The 17506-nt window shown below is 68.6% G+C and carries 16 protein-coding genes; 10 read left to right on the top strand and 6 right to left on the bottom strand.

Going from position 1 to position 17506, the window contains the following annotated elements; genetic code table 11:
* Positions 1–146: 146 nt before the first annotated feature.
* Both J2Z33_RS08080 and J2Z33_RS08075 read left to right on the top strand, forming a co-directional pair.
* Positions 147–2654, top strand: a complete 2508-nt coding sequence (locus J2Z33_RS08080) for a GcvT family protein (RefSeq protein WP_209839710.1) — start codon at positions 147–149, stop codon at positions 2652–2654.
* 264 nt (positions 2655–2918) lie between these two features.
* A complete protein-coding gene (locus J2Z33_RS08075) occupies positions 2919–3683 on the top strand; it encodes a MipA/OmpV family protein (protein ID WP_209839708.1) in 765 nt (254 codons plus the stop codon).
* Between the two features lie 115 nt (positions 3684–3798).
* On the opposite strand, the gene J2Z33_RS08070 is transcribed toward J2Z33_RS08075, so the two are convergent.
* From J2Z33_RS08070 to secG, 3 genes are all read right to left on the bottom strand, one after another.
* Entirely contained in the window at positions 3799–4128 is a 330-nt protein-coding gene (locus J2Z33_RS08070) for a DUF1330 domain-containing protein (protein WP_209839706.1), read from the bottom strand.
* A gap of 258 nt (positions 4129–4386) precedes the next feature.
* Positions 4387–6030: a CTP synthase gene (locus J2Z33_RS08065; protein WP_209839704.1), complete on the bottom strand. Its 1644-nt coding sequence runs from the start codon at positions 6028–6030 to the stop codon at positions 4387–4389.
* Between the two features lie 122 nt (positions 6031–6152).
* Positions 6153–6536 carry a preprotein translocase subunit SecG gene (secG, locus tag J2Z33_RS08060; RefSeq protein ID WP_209839702.1) on the bottom strand — a complete coding sequence of 128 codons (384 nt, stop codon included), beginning with the start codon at positions 6534–6536 and terminating at the stop codon, positions 6153–6155.
* 465 nt (positions 6537–7001) lie between these two features.
* Here secG and J2Z33_RS08055 point away from each other — a divergent pair, with 465 nt between their 5' ends.
* The 3 genes from J2Z33_RS08055 to J2Z33_RS08045 all read left to right on the top strand — a co-directional run bounded on the left by J2Z33_RS08055 (position 7002) and on the right by J2Z33_RS08045 (position 10112).
* Positions 7002–8291: an adenylosuccinate synthase gene (locus J2Z33_RS08055; protein WP_209839700.1), complete on the top strand. Its 1290-nt coding sequence runs from the start codon at positions 7002–7004 to the stop codon at positions 8289–8291.
* Between the two features lie 4 nt (positions 8292–8295).
* A complete protein-coding gene (locus J2Z33_RS08050; RefSeq protein WP_209839698.1) occupies positions 8296–8577 on the top strand; it encodes a DUF2842 domain-containing protein in 282 nt (93 codons plus the stop codon).
* Between the two features lie 239 nt (positions 8578–8816).
* Positions 8817–10112, top strand: a complete 1296-nt coding sequence (locus J2Z33_RS08045; protein ID WP_209839696.1) for a glycosyltransferase family 32 protein — start codon at positions 8817–8819, stop codon at positions 10110–10112.
* 276 nt (positions 10113–10388) lie between these two features.
* On the opposite strand, the gene J2Z33_RS08040 is transcribed toward J2Z33_RS08045, so the two are convergent.
* Complete coding sequence (locus J2Z33_RS08040; RefSeq protein ID WP_209839695.1) at positions 10389–10961, bottom strand: hypothetical protein; 573 nt, start codon at positions 10959–10961, stop codon at positions 10389–10391.
* A gap of 144 nt (positions 10962–11105) precedes the next feature.
* On the opposite strand from J2Z33_RS08040, the gene J2Z33_RS08035 reads away from it, so the two are divergent.
* From J2Z33_RS08035 to J2Z33_RS08025, 3 genes are all read left to right on the top strand, one after another.
* Positions 11106–11792 carry a thiamine diphosphokinase gene (locus J2Z33_RS08035; protein WP_209839693.1) on the top strand — a complete coding sequence of 229 codons (687 nt, stop codon included), beginning with the start codon at positions 11106–11108 and terminating at the stop codon, positions 11790–11792.
* Positions 11793–11941: 149 nt separating this feature from the next.
* On the top strand, positions 11942–12445 hold the full coding sequence (locus J2Z33_RS08030; RefSeq protein ID WP_209839691.1) for a copper chaperone PCu(A)C: 504 nt from the start codon (positions 11942–11944) through the stop codon (positions 12443–12445).
* A gap of 110 nt (positions 12446–12555) precedes the next feature.
* Complete coding sequence (locus J2Z33_RS08025) at positions 12556–13497, top strand: DUF4394 domain-containing protein (RefSeq protein ID WP_209839689.1); 942 nt, start codon at positions 12556–12558, stop codon at positions 13495–13497.
* A 34-nt stretch (positions 13498–13531) separates the two neighbouring features.
* On the opposite strand, the gene J2Z33_RS08020 is transcribed toward J2Z33_RS08025, so the two are convergent.
* The gene (locus tag J2Z33_RS08020) at positions 13532–13849 is read right to left on the bottom strand and encodes an arginine transporter (RefSeq protein ID WP_209839861.1); all 318 of its coding nucleotides are present in this window, start codon (positions 13847–13849) and stop codon (positions 13532–13534) included.
* 208 nt (positions 13850–14057) lie between these two features.
* Positions 14058–14222 carry a hypothetical protein gene (locus J2Z33_RS08015; RefSeq protein WP_209839687.1) on the bottom strand — a complete coding sequence of 55 codons (165 nt, stop codon included), beginning with the start codon at positions 14220–14222 and terminating at the stop codon, positions 14058–14060.
* Between the two features lie 203 nt (positions 14223–14425).
* On the opposite strand from J2Z33_RS08015, the gene lepA reads away from it, so the two are divergent.
* Together lepA and J2Z33_RS08005 are read left to right on the top strand one after the other, a co-directional pair.
* Positions 14426–16225, top strand: coding sequence for a translation elongation factor 4 (lepA, locus tag J2Z33_RS08010; protein WP_209839685.1), 1800 nt, complete (start codon positions 14426–14428; stop codon positions 16223–16225).
* Between the two features lie 15 nt (positions 16226–16240).
* Entirely contained in the window at positions 16241–17122 is an 882-nt protein-coding gene (locus J2Z33_RS08005; RefSeq protein WP_209839683.1) for a hypothetical protein, read from the top strand.
* The last annotated feature ends 384 nt before the right edge of the window (positions 17123–17506 follow it).

The raw sequence follows: 17506 nt of genomic DNA, 5'->3' as shown, positions 1-17506 counted from the left end.
ACGGCCATCCTTCCCTGGAATCCCTAAGAAACCGTTGACGGATCAAATCCGCGTCGGTTTCGCGCGCCAAGGGGTCGCCCCCCTCTCGCGCGCGCCGGCCGCTTGCGCCATGGTGCTTTCCGCGAACGGACAGGGGACAGACGGCCATGGCGACGCTCAAGACCGAGGTGAAGGCTCTCGTGGTAGGGGGCGGGGCGGTGGGGGCCGGCATCGCCTATCATCTCGCTAAGCGCGGCTGGGACACGATGCTGCTGGAGCGCGACGAACTGACGGCGGGATCGACCTGGCACGCCGCCGGTCTCCTGCCGCTCTTCAACATGGGTTACGCCACCACCCACATCCACAAGTATTCCGTGGACTTCTACAAGTCGCTGGAAGCCGAGACCGGCCTCGATGCCGGCTTCTTCGTCGTGGGCAACCTCCGCATGGCCCAAACCGACGCGCGGATGGACGAGTACAGGCTCTACTCCACCACCGCCGAGACGGCGAACGTGGAGCACGAGTTCCTGACGCCGGCGCAGATCGCCGACCGCTGGCCGCTGGTGCGGACCGAGGACCTGAAGGGCGCGCTGTTCCACCCGCAGGACGGCTACATCAACCCCGCCGACGTGACGATGGCGATGGCCAAGGGCGCCCGCCAGCGCGGCGTCACCATCGAGCGCAAGTGGCAGGTGGACGGCTATCACTGGGCCGGTGACCACTGGCAGGTGACCGTGACGCGCATGGAGGACCGGGGCGGCAACCTGGTCGCGACCGACGACCGCGAGGTGATCCGCGCCGAGCACGTCGTCACCGCCACCGGCAACCACGCCCAGCGCACGGCGCGGCTCCTGGGCCTCCGCATCCCCGCGATCCCGGTCGAGCACCAGTATATCGTCACCGAGCAGGACCCCGCCCTCGTCCAGTGGCGCTCGACCAACCCGCAGCACCCCGTCCTGCGCGACGCCGACGCCAAGTGGTACGTCCGCGAGGAGCGCGGCGGCTGGATCCTCGGCCCCTACGAGCGCAACGCCCCCGCGCGCTTCGAATACGGCGTGCCCGAGGGCTTCCGCGCCGACCTCTTCCCGCTCGACCTCGACCGGATCGAGACGGAATACATGTCGATGATCCACCGCATCCCGTCCTCCGAGACGGTGGGCCTCAAGGACGACTACAACGGCCCGATCTGCTACACGCCCGACGGCAACCCGCTGGTCGGCCCCGCGCCGGGCCTGCGCAACATGTGGCTCGCCGAGGGATTCTCCTTCGGCATCACCGCCGCCGGGGGGACGGGGCACTACCTCGCCCAGATGATGGTGGACGGGGAGGCCGAGATCGACATGGCCTCGCTCGACCCCAAGCGGTTCGGCGGCTGGATGACCACCGAATACGCCGCCCGCAAGAACGAGGAAGCCTACGAGCACGTCTTCATCCTCCACCACCCCGACGAGGAGCGGCCCGCCTGCCGCCCCCTGCGCACCTCGCCCGCCTACGACCGGCAGAAGGCGCGGGGGGCCCAGTTCGGGCAAGTGAACGGTTGGGAGCGGCCGATCTATTTCGGCCCGCTGGACGCGCCCGAGGGCTTCGACCACGACACCCGCAGCTTCCGGCGCGGCGGCTGGTGGCAGTATGCGGTCGATGAGGCCAAGGCGATCCGCGAGCGGGTCGGCCTGATCGACGCCACCGCCTTCGCCAAGCATCGCGTCAAGGGGCCGGGGGCCACGGCCTTCCTCGACTGGTTCACGACGAACAGGCTGCCCAAGGTGGGCCGCATCAACCTGACCTACGCGCTGACCGACGCGGGCACCACGCGCACCGAATACACCATCGTGCGCCTCGCCGAGGACGACTACTATCTGGTGAGCGCCGGGGCCTGGGCCGACTACGACGGCGACTTCCTCCGCAAGTCGGTCGAGGACATGGAGCCGACCTTCGGCCGCATCGAGGTGCAGGACGTCACGACCCAATGGGGCGTCTTCGCCCTCGCGGGTCCCAACTCCCGCGCGCTCCTCAACAGCGTCATCAAGGACGCCGACCCTGCCACCGCGCTCTCGAACAGGCGCTTCCCCTGGCTGTCCTCGCGCCGGATCGAGCTGGGCATGGTCCCGGTGCAGGCGATCCGCGTGGCCTACACCGGCGAGCTCGGCTGGGAGCTGCACCACCCGATCGAGATGCAGAACCACCTCTTCGACCTCCTGATGAAGGCCGGGGAGGCGCATGGCCTGTCGCTGGTCGGCGCCCGCGCCCAGAACTGGCTCCGGCAGGAAAAGAGCTACCGCGCCTTCGGCAACGAACTGGGCCGCGACGCGACGCCCTTGGAGGCGGACCTCCCCCGCTTCGTGGACATGACCAAGGACTTCCGGGGCAAAGCCGCGATGCAGGCGCTGGGGGTGCGGTCCAAGTGCGTGACCGTGCTGATCGACGGCCCGGCCGACGCCGATCCTTGGGGCCGCGAGGCGCTGTATGCCGAGGATGGGACCAAGGCGGGCCGCCTCACCTCGGGCGGCTACTCGGTGGCCTTCGGGCGCAGCATCGGCATGGGCTACGTCCGGCCCGAGCTGGCCGTGCCGGGTACGCGGCTCAAGGTGCGGATGTTCCGAGAACTGTTCGATGCGGTCGTGACCGAGGACAGCCCCTACGACCCGCAGAACGCGCGCATACGGGCGGACGGCTGAGGGACAGGGCGACCGGCCCGACCGGGATCGCCCCTGTCCGTCGTCGCAGGCGTATTTGGGCCAAGTTGAAAGGCATGGCTCATCAACTTGGCCCAAATACGCACGTCTCGCCCGCAGCCGACAGCTTCTCCATCGACCTGATGGCCCGCCCGCGCTCCGTGGCCGCCGCGCCGCATCGGCCCGCCTCGCTTCCATCCGTCTGTTGGACGCCCCTCCGGCCCGGCCTATCTCGGCGGTGAACCCGGACCCCGAAGGACCCGCCGCATGATCCGCCCCGCCGTCGCCCTCCTCGCGCTCCTGCCGCTGCCCGCGCTCGCCCAAACCCCCGACGCCACCGGCCCGCGCCTCGCCTTCACGCTCGGCGCGGGGATCGCCGCGACCCCCGGCTACTTCGGCTCCGACGAGGCCGAGCCCGGCCCCGACTTCACCTTCTCCGCCGGATTCCTCCGCTTCGGCAGCCGGTCCTTCGGCCGCGAGGACCCCTATGCCACAGCCGAGGGGTGGGATTTCCGGGGCTCCTTCCGCTACGTCCACGAGCGGTCGGGCGACGACTACGAGGAGCTGGAGGGCCTCGACGACATCGACGGCGCCATCGAGATCGGCGGCGGCGTTTCCTACGCCCGGTCGTGGTGGGAGGTGCTGGCCGTCGCGCGCTACGGCGTCACCGGCCATGAATCCTGGGTGGGCGAGGTCGGCATGGACCTGATCTCCCGCCCGACCGACCGGCTGACCCTACGGGCCGGGCCGCGCCTGCTCCTTGGCACCGACGACTACGCCGCGACCTATTTCGGCGTCTCGGATGCCGAGTCGGCGGCGAGCGGGCTCGCGGCCTACGACGCCTCGGGGGGGCTGCTGACCTCGGGCGTCCGGGCCTCCGCGAGCTACCGCCTCGCCGGCGCCTGGGGCCTGACGGGCGAGGTCCGCTACGAGCGCCTCGTGGGCGACGCGGCCTCCAGCCCGATCACCGCCGAGGACGACCAGTATTCCGCGAGCCTCCTCGTGACGCGGCGGTTCACCGTGCGGTTCTGAAGCGGGCGGGCCGTTCGGCCGCCGCCTTCCACCGGGGTAGGGTGCGCTTCAGCGCACCTTCATGGATTACGTCCTGACGATGGTGCGCTGAAGCGCACCCTACGGCTCCTCCCTGTCAGCCCCCCTTCGGCAGATACGGGATCGCCCCCGCGAGGTCGGTGTCGTCGATGACCACGAAGCGGCTGTCGCTCCCCGCCTGCCGCGCCTCGGCAAAGGGGGCGTAGTCGGGATCGGCCGCGAAGGCCTCGGCCGCCTCGACGCTCGGGAACTGGATCAGCGCGATCAGCGTCGCGTCCGGGTCCGCGCCCTCCAGCACACGGATGTTGCCGCTGCGGGACAGGTAGCGCCCGCCGTGCCGGGCCGCGAGGTCGTGGACCTTCGCGGCGTAGTCGGGGACCCAGGCGGAGTCGGTCACCTTGACCTGGGCGATCAGGAATGCGGGCATCGGCGGGTTCCTCCCTTGCGGCCTCTCGGAGCCGTTCGGGACCAGCCTAGCGCGGGAGGGTCGGCGTTGCACCCGGCCTTTGGTCGGGCCGCGCCGGGGATGTCGGGCTCCAGTGATGCGTAGGGCGGGCTTCAGCCCGCCACCTCCCGCGCTTGCGAGGTGAAGCCCGACCTACGGCGCTGCCCGAAACCCTTCCGTAAGGTGCGTGGTTCCGGGGCCGCAGGCCCTGGGGCACGCACCATTCGCCGCCGGGCCGCCTCACACCAGCCGCGCCGCCTCCACCGCCGCCTTCACGAACCCCGCGAACAACGGATGCGGCTCGAAGGGCTTGGACTTCAGCTCCGGGTGGAACTGCACGCCGATGAACCAGGGATGGTCCTTCCATTCCACGATCTCCGGCAGCCGCCCGTCCGGGCTCATGCCCGAGAAGCAGAGCCCCACGTCCTCCAGCTTCTCCCGGAACGCCGTGTCCACCTCGTAGCGGTGCCGGTGCCGCTCCTCGATGCGCGTCGCGCCATACACGTCCGACACCAGCGACCCCGGCGTCAGGTGCGCCGTGTAGGCCCCGAGCCGCATCGTCCCGCCCTTGTCGTCCGTCACCTTGCGCTCGACGACATGGTTGCCCTGCACCCACTCGCGCAGGTGATAGACGACCGGCGTGAACCGCTTCCGCCCCGCCTCGTGGTCGAACTCCTCGGAGCCCGCATCCTCCACCTTGGCCACGTTCCGCGACGCCTCGATGACCGCGAGCTGCATCCCCAGGCAGATGCCCATATACGGGACCTTGTGCTCGCGCGCGAACCGCGCCGCCGCGATCATCCCTTCCGTCCCCCGCTCCCCGAAGCCGCCGGGCACGAGGATCGCGTCGAAGTCCTCCAGATACGGCGCCGGGTCCTCGCGCTCGAAAAGCTCGCTCGACACCCACTCCGCCTTCACCCGCACCCGGTTCGCCATCCCGCCGTGGGTCAGCGCCTCGGCGATGCTCTTGTACGCGTCCTCCAGCTGCGTGTATTTCCCCACGACGGCGACCTTCACCTCGCCCTCGGGGTTCTCCATCCGGTCCATGACGTCGGTCCAGCGGCTCAGGTTCGGCTTGGGCGCGGGCGAGATGCCGAAGGCGTCCAGCACCGCTTGGTCCAGGCCTTCCTTGTGGTAGGCCAGCGGCGCCTGATAGATCGACTTCAGGTCGTAGGCGGCGATCACCGCCTCCTTCCGCACGTTGCAGAACAGCGCGATCTTCTCCCGCTCCCGCTCGGGGATCGGATGCTCGCTCCGGCACACCAGCACGTCGGGCGCGAGGCCGATGCTCTGCAGCTCCTTGACGCTGTGCTGCGTGGGCTTGGTCTTCAGCTCCCCGGACGCGGCGAGGTAGGGCAGCAGCGTCAGGTGCATCAGGATGCACTGCCCGCGCGGGCGCTCGTGGGTGAACTGCCGGATCGCCTCGAAGAACGGCAGCCCCTCGATGTCGCCGACCGTGCCGCCGATCTCGCACAGCATGAAATCGACCTCGTCCTCGCCCACGGCCAGGAAGTCCTTGATCTCGTTGGTGACGTGCGGGATCACCTGGATCGTCTTGCCCAAGTAGTCGCCCCGCCGCTCCTTCTCCAGCACCGTCGAATAGATCCGACCCGAGGACACCGAATCCGTCCGCCGCGCCGCGACGCCGGTGAACCGCTCGTAGTGGCCGAGGTCGAGGTCCGTCTCCGCGCCGTCGTCGGTGACGAAGACCTCCCCGTGCTCGAACGGGCTCATCGTGCCGGGATCGACGTTCAGGTAGGGGTCGAGCTTGCGCAGCCGAACCGTGTAGCCGCGCGCCTGGAGCAGCGCCCCCAGCGCCGCCGAGGCCAACCCCTTGCCGAGCGAGGAGACCACGCCGCCGGTGATAAAAATGTAGCGCGCCATGCGAACCCCCGTGGAATCGGCAAATGGAATACGGACCAGCGCGCCTGGGCACGCGCCGCCACGGGATTTCCCCTTAGCCCGAAGCGCCCCGCCCGCGCAACAGGCCCGAACCCTTCAGCCTGTCAGTCGCCCGAGGGCACCAGCGGCGCATCCGTCGCCGCGCCGCCCGCCGGGGGTGGCAGGAGGTCGCCGCCGCCCAGGCCGCCGGGCAGGGCGGGCGCGGCGTCCTCGTCCTCCGTCGCGGCGGACCCGCGAGCGTTGATCTGGTCCACCACCGACGACCCGGCCGAGCGTTCCGCCGCGAGGATGGTCAGCACCACCGACATCGCCATGAAAGCCCCGCCGATGATCCAGGTGGCCCGGCCCAGCGCCGTCGCCGCCGCGCGGCCGGTCATCACGCCGCCCCCGCCCATGCCGAGCCCGCCCCCCTCGGAGCGCTGGAGCAGCACCACCCCGATCAGCGCGACGGCGAGGATCAGGAGGATCACGAGGGCGACGGTTTCCATGGACGCTTTTCCCAAGGGGCGGAACGCGGCGCTTCTAAAGGCAGCCGCGCCCCGCCGCAAGGGCGCGGGTGGACCCGGCGCCGCGACACCGGTCCCGCGACACTGGCCGCCATCGCGCGGGAGGCCGAGGGCGGGCCGCTCGCCTTCGCGCCGGCGGCGCTCCTGCGCGGCCCGACCCACTGCCTCGTCCGGCGGCTCGCCGGCTGACCGGCTCCCGGCGGGGCGGGACCGCCGCCGGCCCCGCCGTTCGCTTGCCTTCAACTTGGCCCAAATACGCAAGCGCCCGTTCCACCCGCGCCGCCCTGTCCGGTCCGGGCGTAGGGTGGGGTTCCACCCCACCATCCCCGGTGCCGCCAAGCCGAGCGGTCGCAGGGTGGAGTGGAATCCCACCCGCGTCCCGCCCCCGCTTCCCCCCCGCCGGTCCCGTCGCTATAGGGAGCGGGGTTTGAAGGGAAGGACCAGGCCATGGCCAACGTCGTCGTCGTCGGCGCTCAGTGGGGCGACGAAGGAAAGGGCAAGATCGTCGACTGGCTGTCGGAGCGCGCCGATATCATCGCCCGCTTCCAGGGCGGCCACAACGCCGGCCACACCCTGGTCATCGGCAACCAGGTCTACAAGCTGTCGCTCCTTCCCTCGGGGATCGTGCGCGGCAAGCTGTCGGTCATCGGCAACGGCGTGGTCCTCGACCCCTGGGCGCTCCTGGAGGAGATCGCGCGGCTGGAAGGGCAGGGGGTGACGATCACCCCCGACAACCTCCTGATCGCCGAGAACGCTCCCCTCATCCTGCCGCTGCACGGCGAGCTCGACCGCGCCCGCGAAAGCTCCACCGCCGTCGCCAAGATCGGCACCACCGGGCGCGGCATCGGCCCCGCCTACGAGGACAAGGTCGGCCGCCGCGCCGTCCGCGTCGCCGACCTCTTCGACCCCGCCACGCTGTCCACCCGGATCGAGCGGCTGCTCACCCACCACAACGCGCTCCGCCGCGGCCTCGGGCTCCCCGAGGTGGACGCCCGGGACCTGCGCGCCCGGCTCGACGCGGTGGCGCCCCTGATCCGCCCCTACGCCGCCCCGGTCTGGAAGGTGCTGAACGAGGCCCGCCGCGCCGGCAAGCGCATCCTCTTCGAGGGCGCGCAGGGCTCGCTCCTCGACGTGGACTTCGGCACCTACCCCTACGTCACCTCCTCGACCACGCTGGCCGGGCAGGCGGCGACGGGCACCGGCCTCGGCCCCTCCGCCACCGGCTTCGTCCTGGGCATCGTCAAGGCCTACACGACCCGCGTCGGCGAAGGCCCCTTCGCGGCGGAACTGCACGACGAGATCGGAGAGCACCTGAGAACCGTCGGCCACGAGAAGGGCACCGTCACCGGCCGCAACCGCCGCTGCGGCTGGTTCGACGCGGTGCTGGTGCGCCAGACCTGCGCGCTCTCGGGCGTGAACGGCATCGCACTGACCAAGATGGACGTGCTCGACGGCCTGCCCGAGCTGAAGATCTGCGTGGCCTACGACCTCGACGGCGAGCGTCTCGACCACCTCCCCACCGCATCGGACGCGCAGGCGCGCTGCAAGCCCATCTATGAAACCATCGAGGGCTGGAACGCCTCCACCGCCGGCGCGCGCTCCTGGGCCGACCTCCCCGCGCAGGCGATCAAGTACGTCCGCCGCATCGAGGAGCTGATCCAGTGCCCCGTCGCCCTCGTCTCCACGAGCCCCGAGCGCGACGACACCATCCTCGTCACCGACCCCTTCGCGGACTGATCCCATGGCCCTGAGCTACCGCGCGCGGCGGATCTGGTCCCTGGTGATCCTGCTGGTGGGGCTGCCGGCCTACGTCGTCGTGGCGGTCACGGTCATCAACCTCTTCGACCGCCCACCCTTCTGGCTGGAGCTGCTCATCTACGTCGCCCTCGGCATCGCCTGGGCGCTGCCCTTCAAGGCGGTGTTCCGAGGCGTCGGCCGCGAGGACCCCGCCCGCCCGGCGACGCCGCCCCACTCAAAGATCCCCGCGCCGACCACGCCGCCTGACGAACGGCACGAGCCCTGACCCGTTATCCGGATCGCTGGAGCGGAAGGACCGCGCCGATATGCTCGCTTTCGGCCCGTCGAACCTTCGCGCACAGGCCTCGATGAGGAGCGGCACTCAAGCGATGCACTCTGCGGACGGGGCGTGCCGCCTGCAGGTCAGTTCCGCCATGGCCGCCTCCGCGACCCCGAGGATGCCATTGACCCACTCGTGCACTCAAGCGCACTTATGCCGCAGTGCCGTCGGTCGCGGCGCGGCAAATGCTTGACCTTCCATCCTCGACCGGAAAACTGGACATCACGGGCAGTAGGCATGAAGATATGAGAAAGATACTTGATTCGCGCGTCAAAGAAGCTTTCAATCAATCGGATTTCGCAGGGGCTCTTGAGTACATCAAGGTCAGCGACCTCGACATGCTTGTCGAGCCCTCCGAAATCCGGCTGGTCGCGCTGACTCTGATCGCGAACGATCACGTCGTCCGAGGCCTAGATGTTCTGAATAAGGCGGGTGATCGAAATCCAAAGCTTCTAGCCCAAAGTCGTAATCTTGCGCATCTTCTGGGAGAGCCCGATAGCGTCATCGCCTGCTGCAATAAATTCGCCGGCATGGGCCAAGACGACGCGAAGAATGCTCAATTCAGGTGGATGAGCCTTGTTGCGCGCGGCTCGCTGGACGAAGCGGAAGCGTTTGCACATGCAGAGGCCACCAAGCCGGACCGGGAGTACTTCAAGAAATTCATCTGGTATCATCAGCAAGGTGATCTGCTCAAAAAGCGATGCCCTTCGCTGCACGAAGCTTGGATGCAGTGCCTCTTCGAACGTCAGGAAGAGCACGTCATCGACGATGAGTGCATTGGCCTGGATATCGACATCATCCAGTATTGGAGCCAAGGCATGCCTCCCGAGGATGTCCAGATGGTGTTCAACCGTCTGGCTTATCTGGTCCAAAGCCAAAATCTCGGTCGCCAGAAGCTATTCGACAAGGCGTCTGCTCGCGAGTGGATCGAAACGCACGCGCAGGAATATCTCGCCTGCTTCGATGGTGCCTTCCATTATGCGATGGAGTCCGACATCTTCCGAATTGCCTATGCGTCAAGGCTCCCGGTCATCTACGTCGACATCGATTGTTGGCCGCTGCGGCAGTTCGCTCGGACCATCTCCCATGTTGTCAGAAGCGGATCGACCCTGCTCTACTTGCGATCGTATCGCCCTTGGGTGTTGAACGGCTTCTTCGTGTCATTCCCGCACAACCCGTTCATCAGACTGCTGCACTCGCAAACCGCCGCTTTGGATTTCTCTGCCATGCCGAAGGACAACATCACCATCGAGAGAACCTTCGGCCCGACCCGGTTCAACAACGTCCTCGAGGAGTTGCTGGGCGGTGAAGCCCATCCCATCTCTAGGCCGATGCACGACGTCGCTGGTCTCAGCCGCCTGTCGCGGGCCGGTGACGACATCTACTTCGCGTCCGAGAGCGCTTGTCTCAGTGTCCGGCCGCCGTTCCCGCTGGGGTACAAAGCCACAGAGAGCAACTGGAAGACGACAAAGGTTGTCTGATCCGGCGGGATCCCGATCCAAGCCATGGATCCAGTCCGGCCGGCGGCATAGCGATTCGGCCTCCTTTTTAGACGAGCGGCTGCGAGGCTGATCCAGCGCCGCTCGTCGGCTCCTGGCCCGTAAAAGGACTGCGGTCCCTTGTCCGCTCTATGTCCGAAATCGGGCGAGGGCCGAACTCGGCAGGGTCGCTTTGGAGCGCTGGCCCTGCAGGGAGACGCGGGTCGGTGTGACGGCAGCGGGCCGGATCACGTCCACCTACCTCGATCCACTTGACCCTCAGCGCCGCTCGGGCGGGCCGGGCGCGCGGCCCACCGCCTCGCGCAGGTCGTCGCGGAAGGGCTCGGCCCAGCCGCCCTCGGGCGGGGGGGCGACGGCCCGAGCCGGGTCCGGGGCCGCGCGCCGCCCCAGGCTGGCGAAGGCCGCCTTGAGCCGGGCCAGCGCCTCGCGGCGGCGCCGCGCCTCGGGGGCGGCGAGGTGGCGGTCCGCCTCCGACAGGATGCGCGCCAGCACGGCCTCGTCGGGGCCAGTCCCCGACCCCTCGTCGCGCGGCTGGTCCGTCCGAGCGCCGGAGAGGGTGGTCCGGTCGCCCGGGGGCCGCGCGGCCGGGTTGCCCGCCGGGGCGGCGGCCGATCCGGGCGGCGCGGCCTCGGCCACGCGCACGCTCCGCGCCAGCTCCAGGATGCGCCGCAACGCGCCGACCTCGACGGGGGCGCCGCCGGCCTCCCGCTCCTCCAGCGCGCGCAGATAGCTGGAAATCGCGGCCATCGCCTCGACCGGGTCGTCGAATCCCTCCAAGGTGCAGGTCAGGTCCCCAATCTCGATCCGGAGATCCCCGTTGGACGTGCCCATTCCGCCGCTCGCTGTCCCATCGCCGCTCATGACTCCGGTCCTAGCACCCATTCCTTCCCGGAACCTTGCCGCTTCAGGGAAAGCGCAAGGCCCTTTCATGGCCCTTTTCGGGCAGCGCCGCCGCCCGCCGCACAATCCCCGGCAATGAGGGCCATCGTCCGTTCCCCGGCTCCGGTGACCCTGCTGGGTGGGGCCCCCGCCTCCTCCGCCCAACTGGTCGAGGCCCTCCGCCTCGCCCCCACCCTCGTCGCCGCCGATGGCGGGGCCGACACCGCCCTGGCGCTGGGCCTGACCCCGGCGGCGGTGATCGGCGACATGGACAGCCTCTCGCCCGAGGCGGCCGGCGCCTTCGCCGCCGTCCTCCACCGCATCGACGAGCAGGAAACCACCGATTTCGACAAGGCGCTGACCCGCATCGACGCGCCTGCCCTCCTCGCGCTCGGCTTCGCGGGCGGGCGGATCGACCACGAACTGGCGGCGCTCCACAGCCTTTGCCTTCGCGTCGACCGCCCCTGCCTCCTCCTCGGCCCCGAGACGCTGGCCTTCCACGCCCCGCCCGAGCTGCGGCTCGACCTGCCCGCCGGCACGCTCGTCTCGCTCTTCCCGCTGACGGACCTGCGCGTCGCCTCCGAGGGGCTGCTCTGGCCCACCGACCACCTCCTCCTCGGGCCGCTCCGGCGGATCGGCACCTCCAACGCGGCGCGGGGCGGCCCGCTGCGCCTGCGGCCCTCCGCGCCGGGGCTGCTGGTCATCCTGCCGCCCGCGGCGGTGGGCCCGGCGCTCGACGCGCTGCGCGCCGCGCCGCGCTGGCCCGCCCCGCCGCCCGCGTGACGCCGGAGGCACCGCGCCGAGGGCCGGCGGCGGGCCATGCGTGGTTGGGCCAATTCGAGAGGGCGGGACGGGGCCAGCCTGCCGCATGGCACCCGGCCCGGCACCGTGCTAGGGCCGGGGCCGCGTCACGACCGACAAGGGACCCGCCCATGCGCCACCACCTCCACGCCGCGCTCCTCGCGCTTCTCCTGCCAGCCGCGCCGGCCCTGGCCGGCGACATCGGCATCCACGACCCCTATGCCTTGGCCACCACGCCGCAGGCGACCACCGGCTCGGCCTACATGATGATCCACAACCACGGCGACGCGGGCGACCGCCTGCTCGGCGCCTCCTCCCCCGCCGCCGAGCGGGTGGAGCTCCACGAGAGCCGCGAGGAGGACGGCGTCATGCGGATGACCCCCGTCGAGGGCGGCCTGCCCATCCCCGCCGACGGCGAGCTGGAGCTGCGACGCGGCGGCGTCCACCTGATGCTGATGGGCCTGACCCGGCCCTTCGCCGACGGCGACGTGATCGAGGTCACGCTCACCTTCGAGCGCACGGGCGACATGACCTTCCGCGTTCCCGTGGACCTCGACCGCCTAACCGGCGACGCCCCCGCTCAGGGCGGCCACGGCCACGGCCACGCCGAGCCGATGGAGTCCCACGGCAACTGACAACCTGGACGGTCCTCACGCGGACGTGTCGCTATTCGGGAAACTCTTTGTTTCCTAATACGTAACTCCCAGCGGAGCGAGCCGTTCTCGCCCGCAACAGGGAGTTCACCATGCCGTCACGACTGATCGCCGCCAGCGTCACCCTGGCCAGCCTCGGGCTGGCCGGAGCCGCCGGCGCCGCCACCACCGGCCTCGGCTACGCGCTGGGCGACAACGGGGCCACGCTGGTCACCATCGGCGACCTCGCCGACCCGACGAGCCTGTCCGGCATCGCCCTGTCCACGGCGGACGGCCTCGACCTTGCGCTGAGCGAGCTGACCGCCCGGCCCAGCACCGGCGGCCTTTACGGCTACAGCAGCGCGACGAACGGCTACTACCTCGTGGACCCGGCGACCGGCGTCGCCACCGAGCAGGCGATCGGGCCGGGGATCAACGAGGGCGCGGGCGCGGGCTTCGACTTCAACAACGTCATCGACGCGGCGCGGCTGGTGACGACCAACGACGACAACTTCGTCTTCGACCCCAAGGCGGTGCCGGCCACGCTGACCCAGGCCACCGACCTGTTCTATGTCGCGGGCGACCCCAACGAGGGCGCGAACCCCTCCGTCTTCGCCAACGCCTACACCAACGCCGTCCCCAACGCCTCGGCCAACGTCCAGTATGTGCTGGACAGCGGAACGGATTCTCTGGCGCTCCTCGGCAACAACGCGGGCACGCTGACCACCGTCAGCCGGCTCTTCCTCGACGGCACGGCGCTGGACTTCTCGGCGGTGGGCGGCCTCGATATCCTGTCGCTGGCTGAGGGCGACAACACCGCCTACGCGCTCCTGAGCCTCGGCGGAGCGCAATCGCTCTACAGCTTCCTGCTGCCCGGCGCGGGCGGGCGGGCCGACCTGAACTTCCTCGGGTCCCTGGGCACGACCTACGGCTCGCTCACCGGCCTCGCGGTCGCCAGCGCCCCCGCGCCGGTGCCGCTGCCGGCGGCGGGGCTCCTGCTCGGCGGGGCGCTCCTCGGGCTCGGCGCCCTGCGCGCCCGCCGCGTCCGCGCCTGACGACCGGCGGGGCGTCCCTCCGGGGGCGCCCCGCTCAGCCGCAGATGGCGGCGGCGCGGTCGGCGAAGGCGCGGTAGCGCTCCCAGAAGGCCTCGTCCCCAGGGCGGTCCGAGGTGCGGACCTGCTGCGCGGCGTCGGGTTCGGTGAAGAACTGCGCCGCCCTCTTCTGGTCCGACCCCGAAAGCGACTGGTTCGCCACCCCCTGCACGCAGGAGCAGAGCCGCGCGCTCGCCGCGTCGCGCCCGCCGGCCATGCAGGCGCGGCCGATGTCGCCCGACACCCGGCCGCCGCAGCTTCCCAGCACCACCAGCGCGCCCAGCGCCACGCCCAGCCCGAATCGCCGCCCGATCATCCGCACGCCCCGCCTCGTTTCTTCTTGCCCGTCCGACATATTGACGGCCCCCGGAGCGGAGCGCAATTCAGGGCGACACGGCGTCCAGCATCCCCCACCTCGTAGGGTGGGGTTCCACCCCACTGGCGACCGTTCCGCTGGGCGTGTCACCGTCGGACCGCCTCCCCACGCCACGCCGTCACCGGCCCCCCTCCCGAAGGCCCGACGCTCACTTGTCGCGCAGCCAGTCGAGGACCGGCTGCACCTGCTCCCGGCTCTCGCGCACGTGCGCCTGCAACTCCTCCATGGTCGCGTAGCGGTGCCCCAGGTCCTCCAGGGGCCGTTTCGCCGGGACCAGATAGACCACCACCGTCCCGCCCTTCAGGATCGCCACCGGCTCCCCCCATGGTGGCGTCGAGCACCCTCTCGGGGTCGCGCAGGTCATCCATCTCGACGCTCAGGCTGACTCGGATCTCGGCCATGACGGCCTCCCGTGGTGGCTGCGACAACATACACCCGAGGCCGTGCCCCTCAAGCTCCCGTGCGCCCCGCGCCCCTTCCTTGACGCACCGGGGAATCGCCCCCATAGCGTCCCGCATGACCGAGCTTTCCCGCATCCGCAACTTCTCGATCGTGGCTCATATCGACCACGGCAAATCCACCCTCGCCGACCGGCTGATCCAGTCCACCGGGACGGTCGCCGACCGCGACATGAAGGAGCAGCTCCTCGACTCCATGGACATCGAGCGCGAGCGCGGGATCACCATCAAGGCGAACTCGGTCCGCATCGACTACAAGGCGAACGACGGGCAGGACTACGTCCTGAACCTCATCGACACCCCCGGCCACGTGGACTTCGCCTACGAGGTCAGCCGCTCCATGCGCGCGGTCGAAGGCTCGCTCCTCATCGTGGACGCGAGCCAGGGCGTCGAGGCGCAGACCCTCGCCAACGTCTACCACGCGCTCGACGCCGGGCACGAGATCGTCCCTGTCCTCAACAAGATCGACCTTCCGGCGGCCGAGCCCGACCGCGTGAAGGCCCAGATCGAGGACGTGATCGGCCTTGACGCCTCCGACGCCGTGCTCATCTCCGCCAAGTCCGGCCTCGGCATCCCCGACGTGCTCGAGGCCATCGTCCACCGCCTCCCCGCGCCCAAGGGCGACCGCACGGCCCCCCTCAAGGCGATGCTGGTGGACTCGTGGTACGATCCCTACCTCGGCGTCGTCGTCATGGTCCGCGTCATGGACGGCGTCCTGCGCAAGGGCGACCGCATCCGCATGATGCAGACCAACGCCGTCTACTCCGTGGACACCCTCGCCGTCCTGCGCCCGCAGATGGTCGCCATCCCGGAGTTGGGCCCCGGCGAGATCGGCGTCCTTACCGCGCAGATCAAGCAGGTCCGCGACACCCGTGTCGGCGACACCATCACCACCGAGCGCAAGGGCGCGACCGAGGCCCTTCCCGGCTTCAAGCCCGCGCAGCCCGTGGTCTTCTGCGGCCTCTTCCCCGTCGACGCCGCCGACTTCGAGGACCTCCGCGACGCTATCGAGAAGCTTGCCCTCAACGACGCGAGCTTCTCCTACGAGATGGAGACATCCGCCGCCCTCGGCTTCGGCTTCCGCTGCGGCTTCCTCGGCCTCCTCCACCTCGAAGTCATCCGCGACCGGCTGGAGCGCGAATACGACATCGACCTCATCACCACCGCGCCTTCCGTGGTCTACCACCTCTACATGCGCGACGGCACGGTGAAGGACCTGCACAACCCCGCCGACATGCCCGACCTGACGCTGGTGGATCACCTGGAGGAGCCGCGCATCAAGGCCACGATCCTCGTCCCCGACGAGTACCTGGGCGACGTGCTCAAGCTCTGCCAGGACCGCCGGGGCATCCAAGCCGACCTGTCCTATGCGGGCAGCCGCGCCATGGTCGTCTACGACCTCCCCCTCAACGAGGTGGTGTTCGACTTCTACGACCGGCTCAAGTCCGTCACCAAGGGCTACGCCAGCTTCGACTACACGATCACCGGCTACCGCGAGGACGCGCTGGTGAAGATGCAGGTCCTCGTCAACGACGAACCGGTGGACGCCCTGTCGATGATGGTCCACCGCGACCGGGCCGAGATGCGGGGCCGCGCGATGGTCGAGAAGCTCAAGGACCTGATCCCCCGCCACATGTTCAAGATCCCGATCCAGGCGGCGATTGGAGGCAAGGTCATCGCCCGCGAGACGCTGTCGGCGCTGCGGAAGGACGTGACCGCCAAGTGCTATGGGGGGGACGCGACGCGGAAGCGGAAGCTGCTGGACAAGCAGAAGGCCGGGAAGAAGAAGATGAGGCAGTTCGGCAAGGTGGATATTCCCCAGGAGGCGTTCATCTCGGCGCTGAAGATGGATGGGTAAGGTATCTCCTTCTGCATGGGCGCAGATTTGATTGAACGCCAGCGCCGAGCCTTAATCCAAGCGACAGAACTTCTATGGGAGAATGTTGAGCAGAGTGTCTGGTGGGGTTTTCCTGGGACGTTAAGCGAAACCGATAAGGTCAAGCGAAAAATCCGGGTTCAGTATGATCATTATCATCCAGTGCTTGTGGCTTTGCAAACCTCGTTTTCAGGAACGATTGTTGAACTTGAGCAGAGCGACGTTCAGAACGTGCTTCAATATGGAGCCGCTCGTCGAATAGGCTCAATCTATGAAGCCGTCAATTCCTTTTGCTCAACCGTTTACCCGGATCGCGAACAGCCATTGCAGGTCGATGAAAGCAGAAGGCTGAGCGACAGCTTGCTCTTAATCTATGTTCATATGATGGGAGTATTCGATGCGTTCGCAATCGCTTTGCATCGAATGTCTGGAGCAGATATGGCAACGGCAGAACGGAATTCGGATCTTTTGAAGGCTTCTTTTCGAAAGCAGACAGGACTGGCCTCTCTTGAAAACTTCTTTCTAATAAATGATCGATGGTTTCGAAGGGTGAAGGATGTTATGAGAAACCGCTATGTTCATAGAGTTCCACCTTACATTCCTCCTTCGGTATTTACTCCAGAGGACGCGGACACTTATGCCCAACTTGAGAGGTCGATGTGGAGTGCCATATCGTCCGGCGATGTAAGTAAAGTTGATGAATACCGCGCTCAACAGAGCAGCCTTGGGAAGTTCTTCCCCTATATTACTTTCATTGACTCCAATGAGCATGTCCCCCTCCTGCCGACTGTTCTCGACGATGTTTTCAGATTTCAGGTTGTTTGCTTAACGGTATTCGAAAGTATTATCCCGCGTTTGGCATTTCGGACGCAAAGGTAGGGTGCGCTTCAGCAATCGTAGGGCAGCAAGACGTAGAGTGGGTAGTTCCGCGCCTCCGGCGCGGGTTCACCCACCATCGACGCCCGACGCCGGCACGCCGACCTGAAGCTCCGGCCCCCCCGGTGGGTGAACCTCCGCTTCACGGAGAACTACCAACCCTACATCCGCATCCACCCCGCCGCGCCCGGTCGCCCGTCGCGATGGAACGAAGACCACGGCCAGTCCTCCGGCCTTTCCACGAACCCGTGCTTCACCGGGTTCATCCAGCAATACCGGACGCACGCCGCAAGATCGTCCTCCCCCCGGACGTGGTGCTCCCAATACCGGCGTTGCCAGATCCCCTTCTCGCCCTTCGCGACCTTGCTGGCCGAACGACGCTCCGAC

This window comes from Rubellimicrobium aerolatum, assembly GCF_017872975.1.
Classification (GTDB): domain Bacteria; phylum Pseudomonadota; class Alphaproteobacteria; order Rhodobacterales; family Rhodobacteraceae; genus Rubellimicrobium; species Rubellimicrobium aerolatum.
Note: the sequence above shows the minus strand (reverse complement) of the source record. Positions and strands in the feature narration are given on the sequence as shown.

Bases quoted from the DNA above. Each gene is read 5' to 3' on its own strand.
- J2Z33_RS08080 (WP_209839710.1), top strand. From the start codon at position 147: ATGGCGACGCTCAAGACCGAGGTGAAGGCTCTCGTGGTAGGGGGCGGG.
- J2Z33_RS08075 (WP_209839708.1), top strand. From the start codon at position 2,919: ATGATCCGCCCCGCCGTCGCCCTCCTCGCGCTCCTGCCGCTGCCCGCG.
- J2Z33_RS08070 (WP_209839706.1), bottom strand. From the start codon at position 4,128: ATGCCCGCATTCCTGATCGCCCAGGTCAAGGTGACCGACTCCGCCTGG.
- J2Z33_RS08065 (WP_209839704.1), bottom strand. From the start codon at position 6,030: ATGGCGCGCTACATTTTTATCACCGGCGGCGTGGTCTCCTCGCTCGGC.
- secG (WP_209839702.1), bottom strand. From the start codon at position 6,536: ATGGAAACCGTCGCCCTCGTGATCCTCCTGATCCTCGCCGTCGCGCTG.
- J2Z33_RS08055 (WP_209839700.1), top strand. From the start codon at position 7,002: ATGGCCAACGTCGTCGTCGTCGGCGCTCAGTGGGGCGACGAAGGAAAG.
- J2Z33_RS08050 (WP_209839698.1), top strand. From the start codon at position 8,296: ATGGCCCTGAGCTACCGCGCGCGGCGGATCTGGTCCCTGGTGATCCTG.
- J2Z33_RS08045 (WP_209839696.1), top strand. From the start codon at position 8,817: ATGCTTGACCTTCCATCCTCGACCGGAAAACTGGACATCACGGGCAGT.
- J2Z33_RS08040 (WP_209839695.1), bottom strand. From the start codon at position 10,961: ATGGGCACGTCCAACGGGGATCTCCGGATCGAGATTGGGGACCTGACC.
- J2Z33_RS08035 (WP_209839693.1), top strand. From the start codon at position 11,106: ATGAGGGCCATCGTCCGTTCCCCGGCTCCGGTGACCCTGCTGGGTGGG.
- J2Z33_RS08030 (WP_209839691.1), top strand. From the start codon at position 11,942: ATGCGCCACCACCTCCACGCCGCGCTCCTCGCGCTTCTCCTGCCAGCC.
- J2Z33_RS08025 (WP_209839689.1), top strand. From the start codon at position 12,556: ATGCCGTCACGACTGATCGCCGCCAGCGTCACCCTGGCCAGCCTCGGG.
- J2Z33_RS08020 (WP_209839861.1), bottom strand. From the start codon at position 13,849: ATGATCGGGCGGCGATTCGGGCTGGGCGTGGCGCTGGGCGCGCTGGTG.
- lepA (WP_209839685.1), top strand. From the start codon at position 14,426: ATGACCGAGCTTTCCCGCATCCGCAACTTCTCGATCGTGGCTCATATC.
- J2Z33_RS08005 (WP_209839683.1), top strand. From the start codon at position 16,241: ATGGGCGCAGATTTGATTGAACGCCAGCGCCGAGCCTTAATCCAAGCG.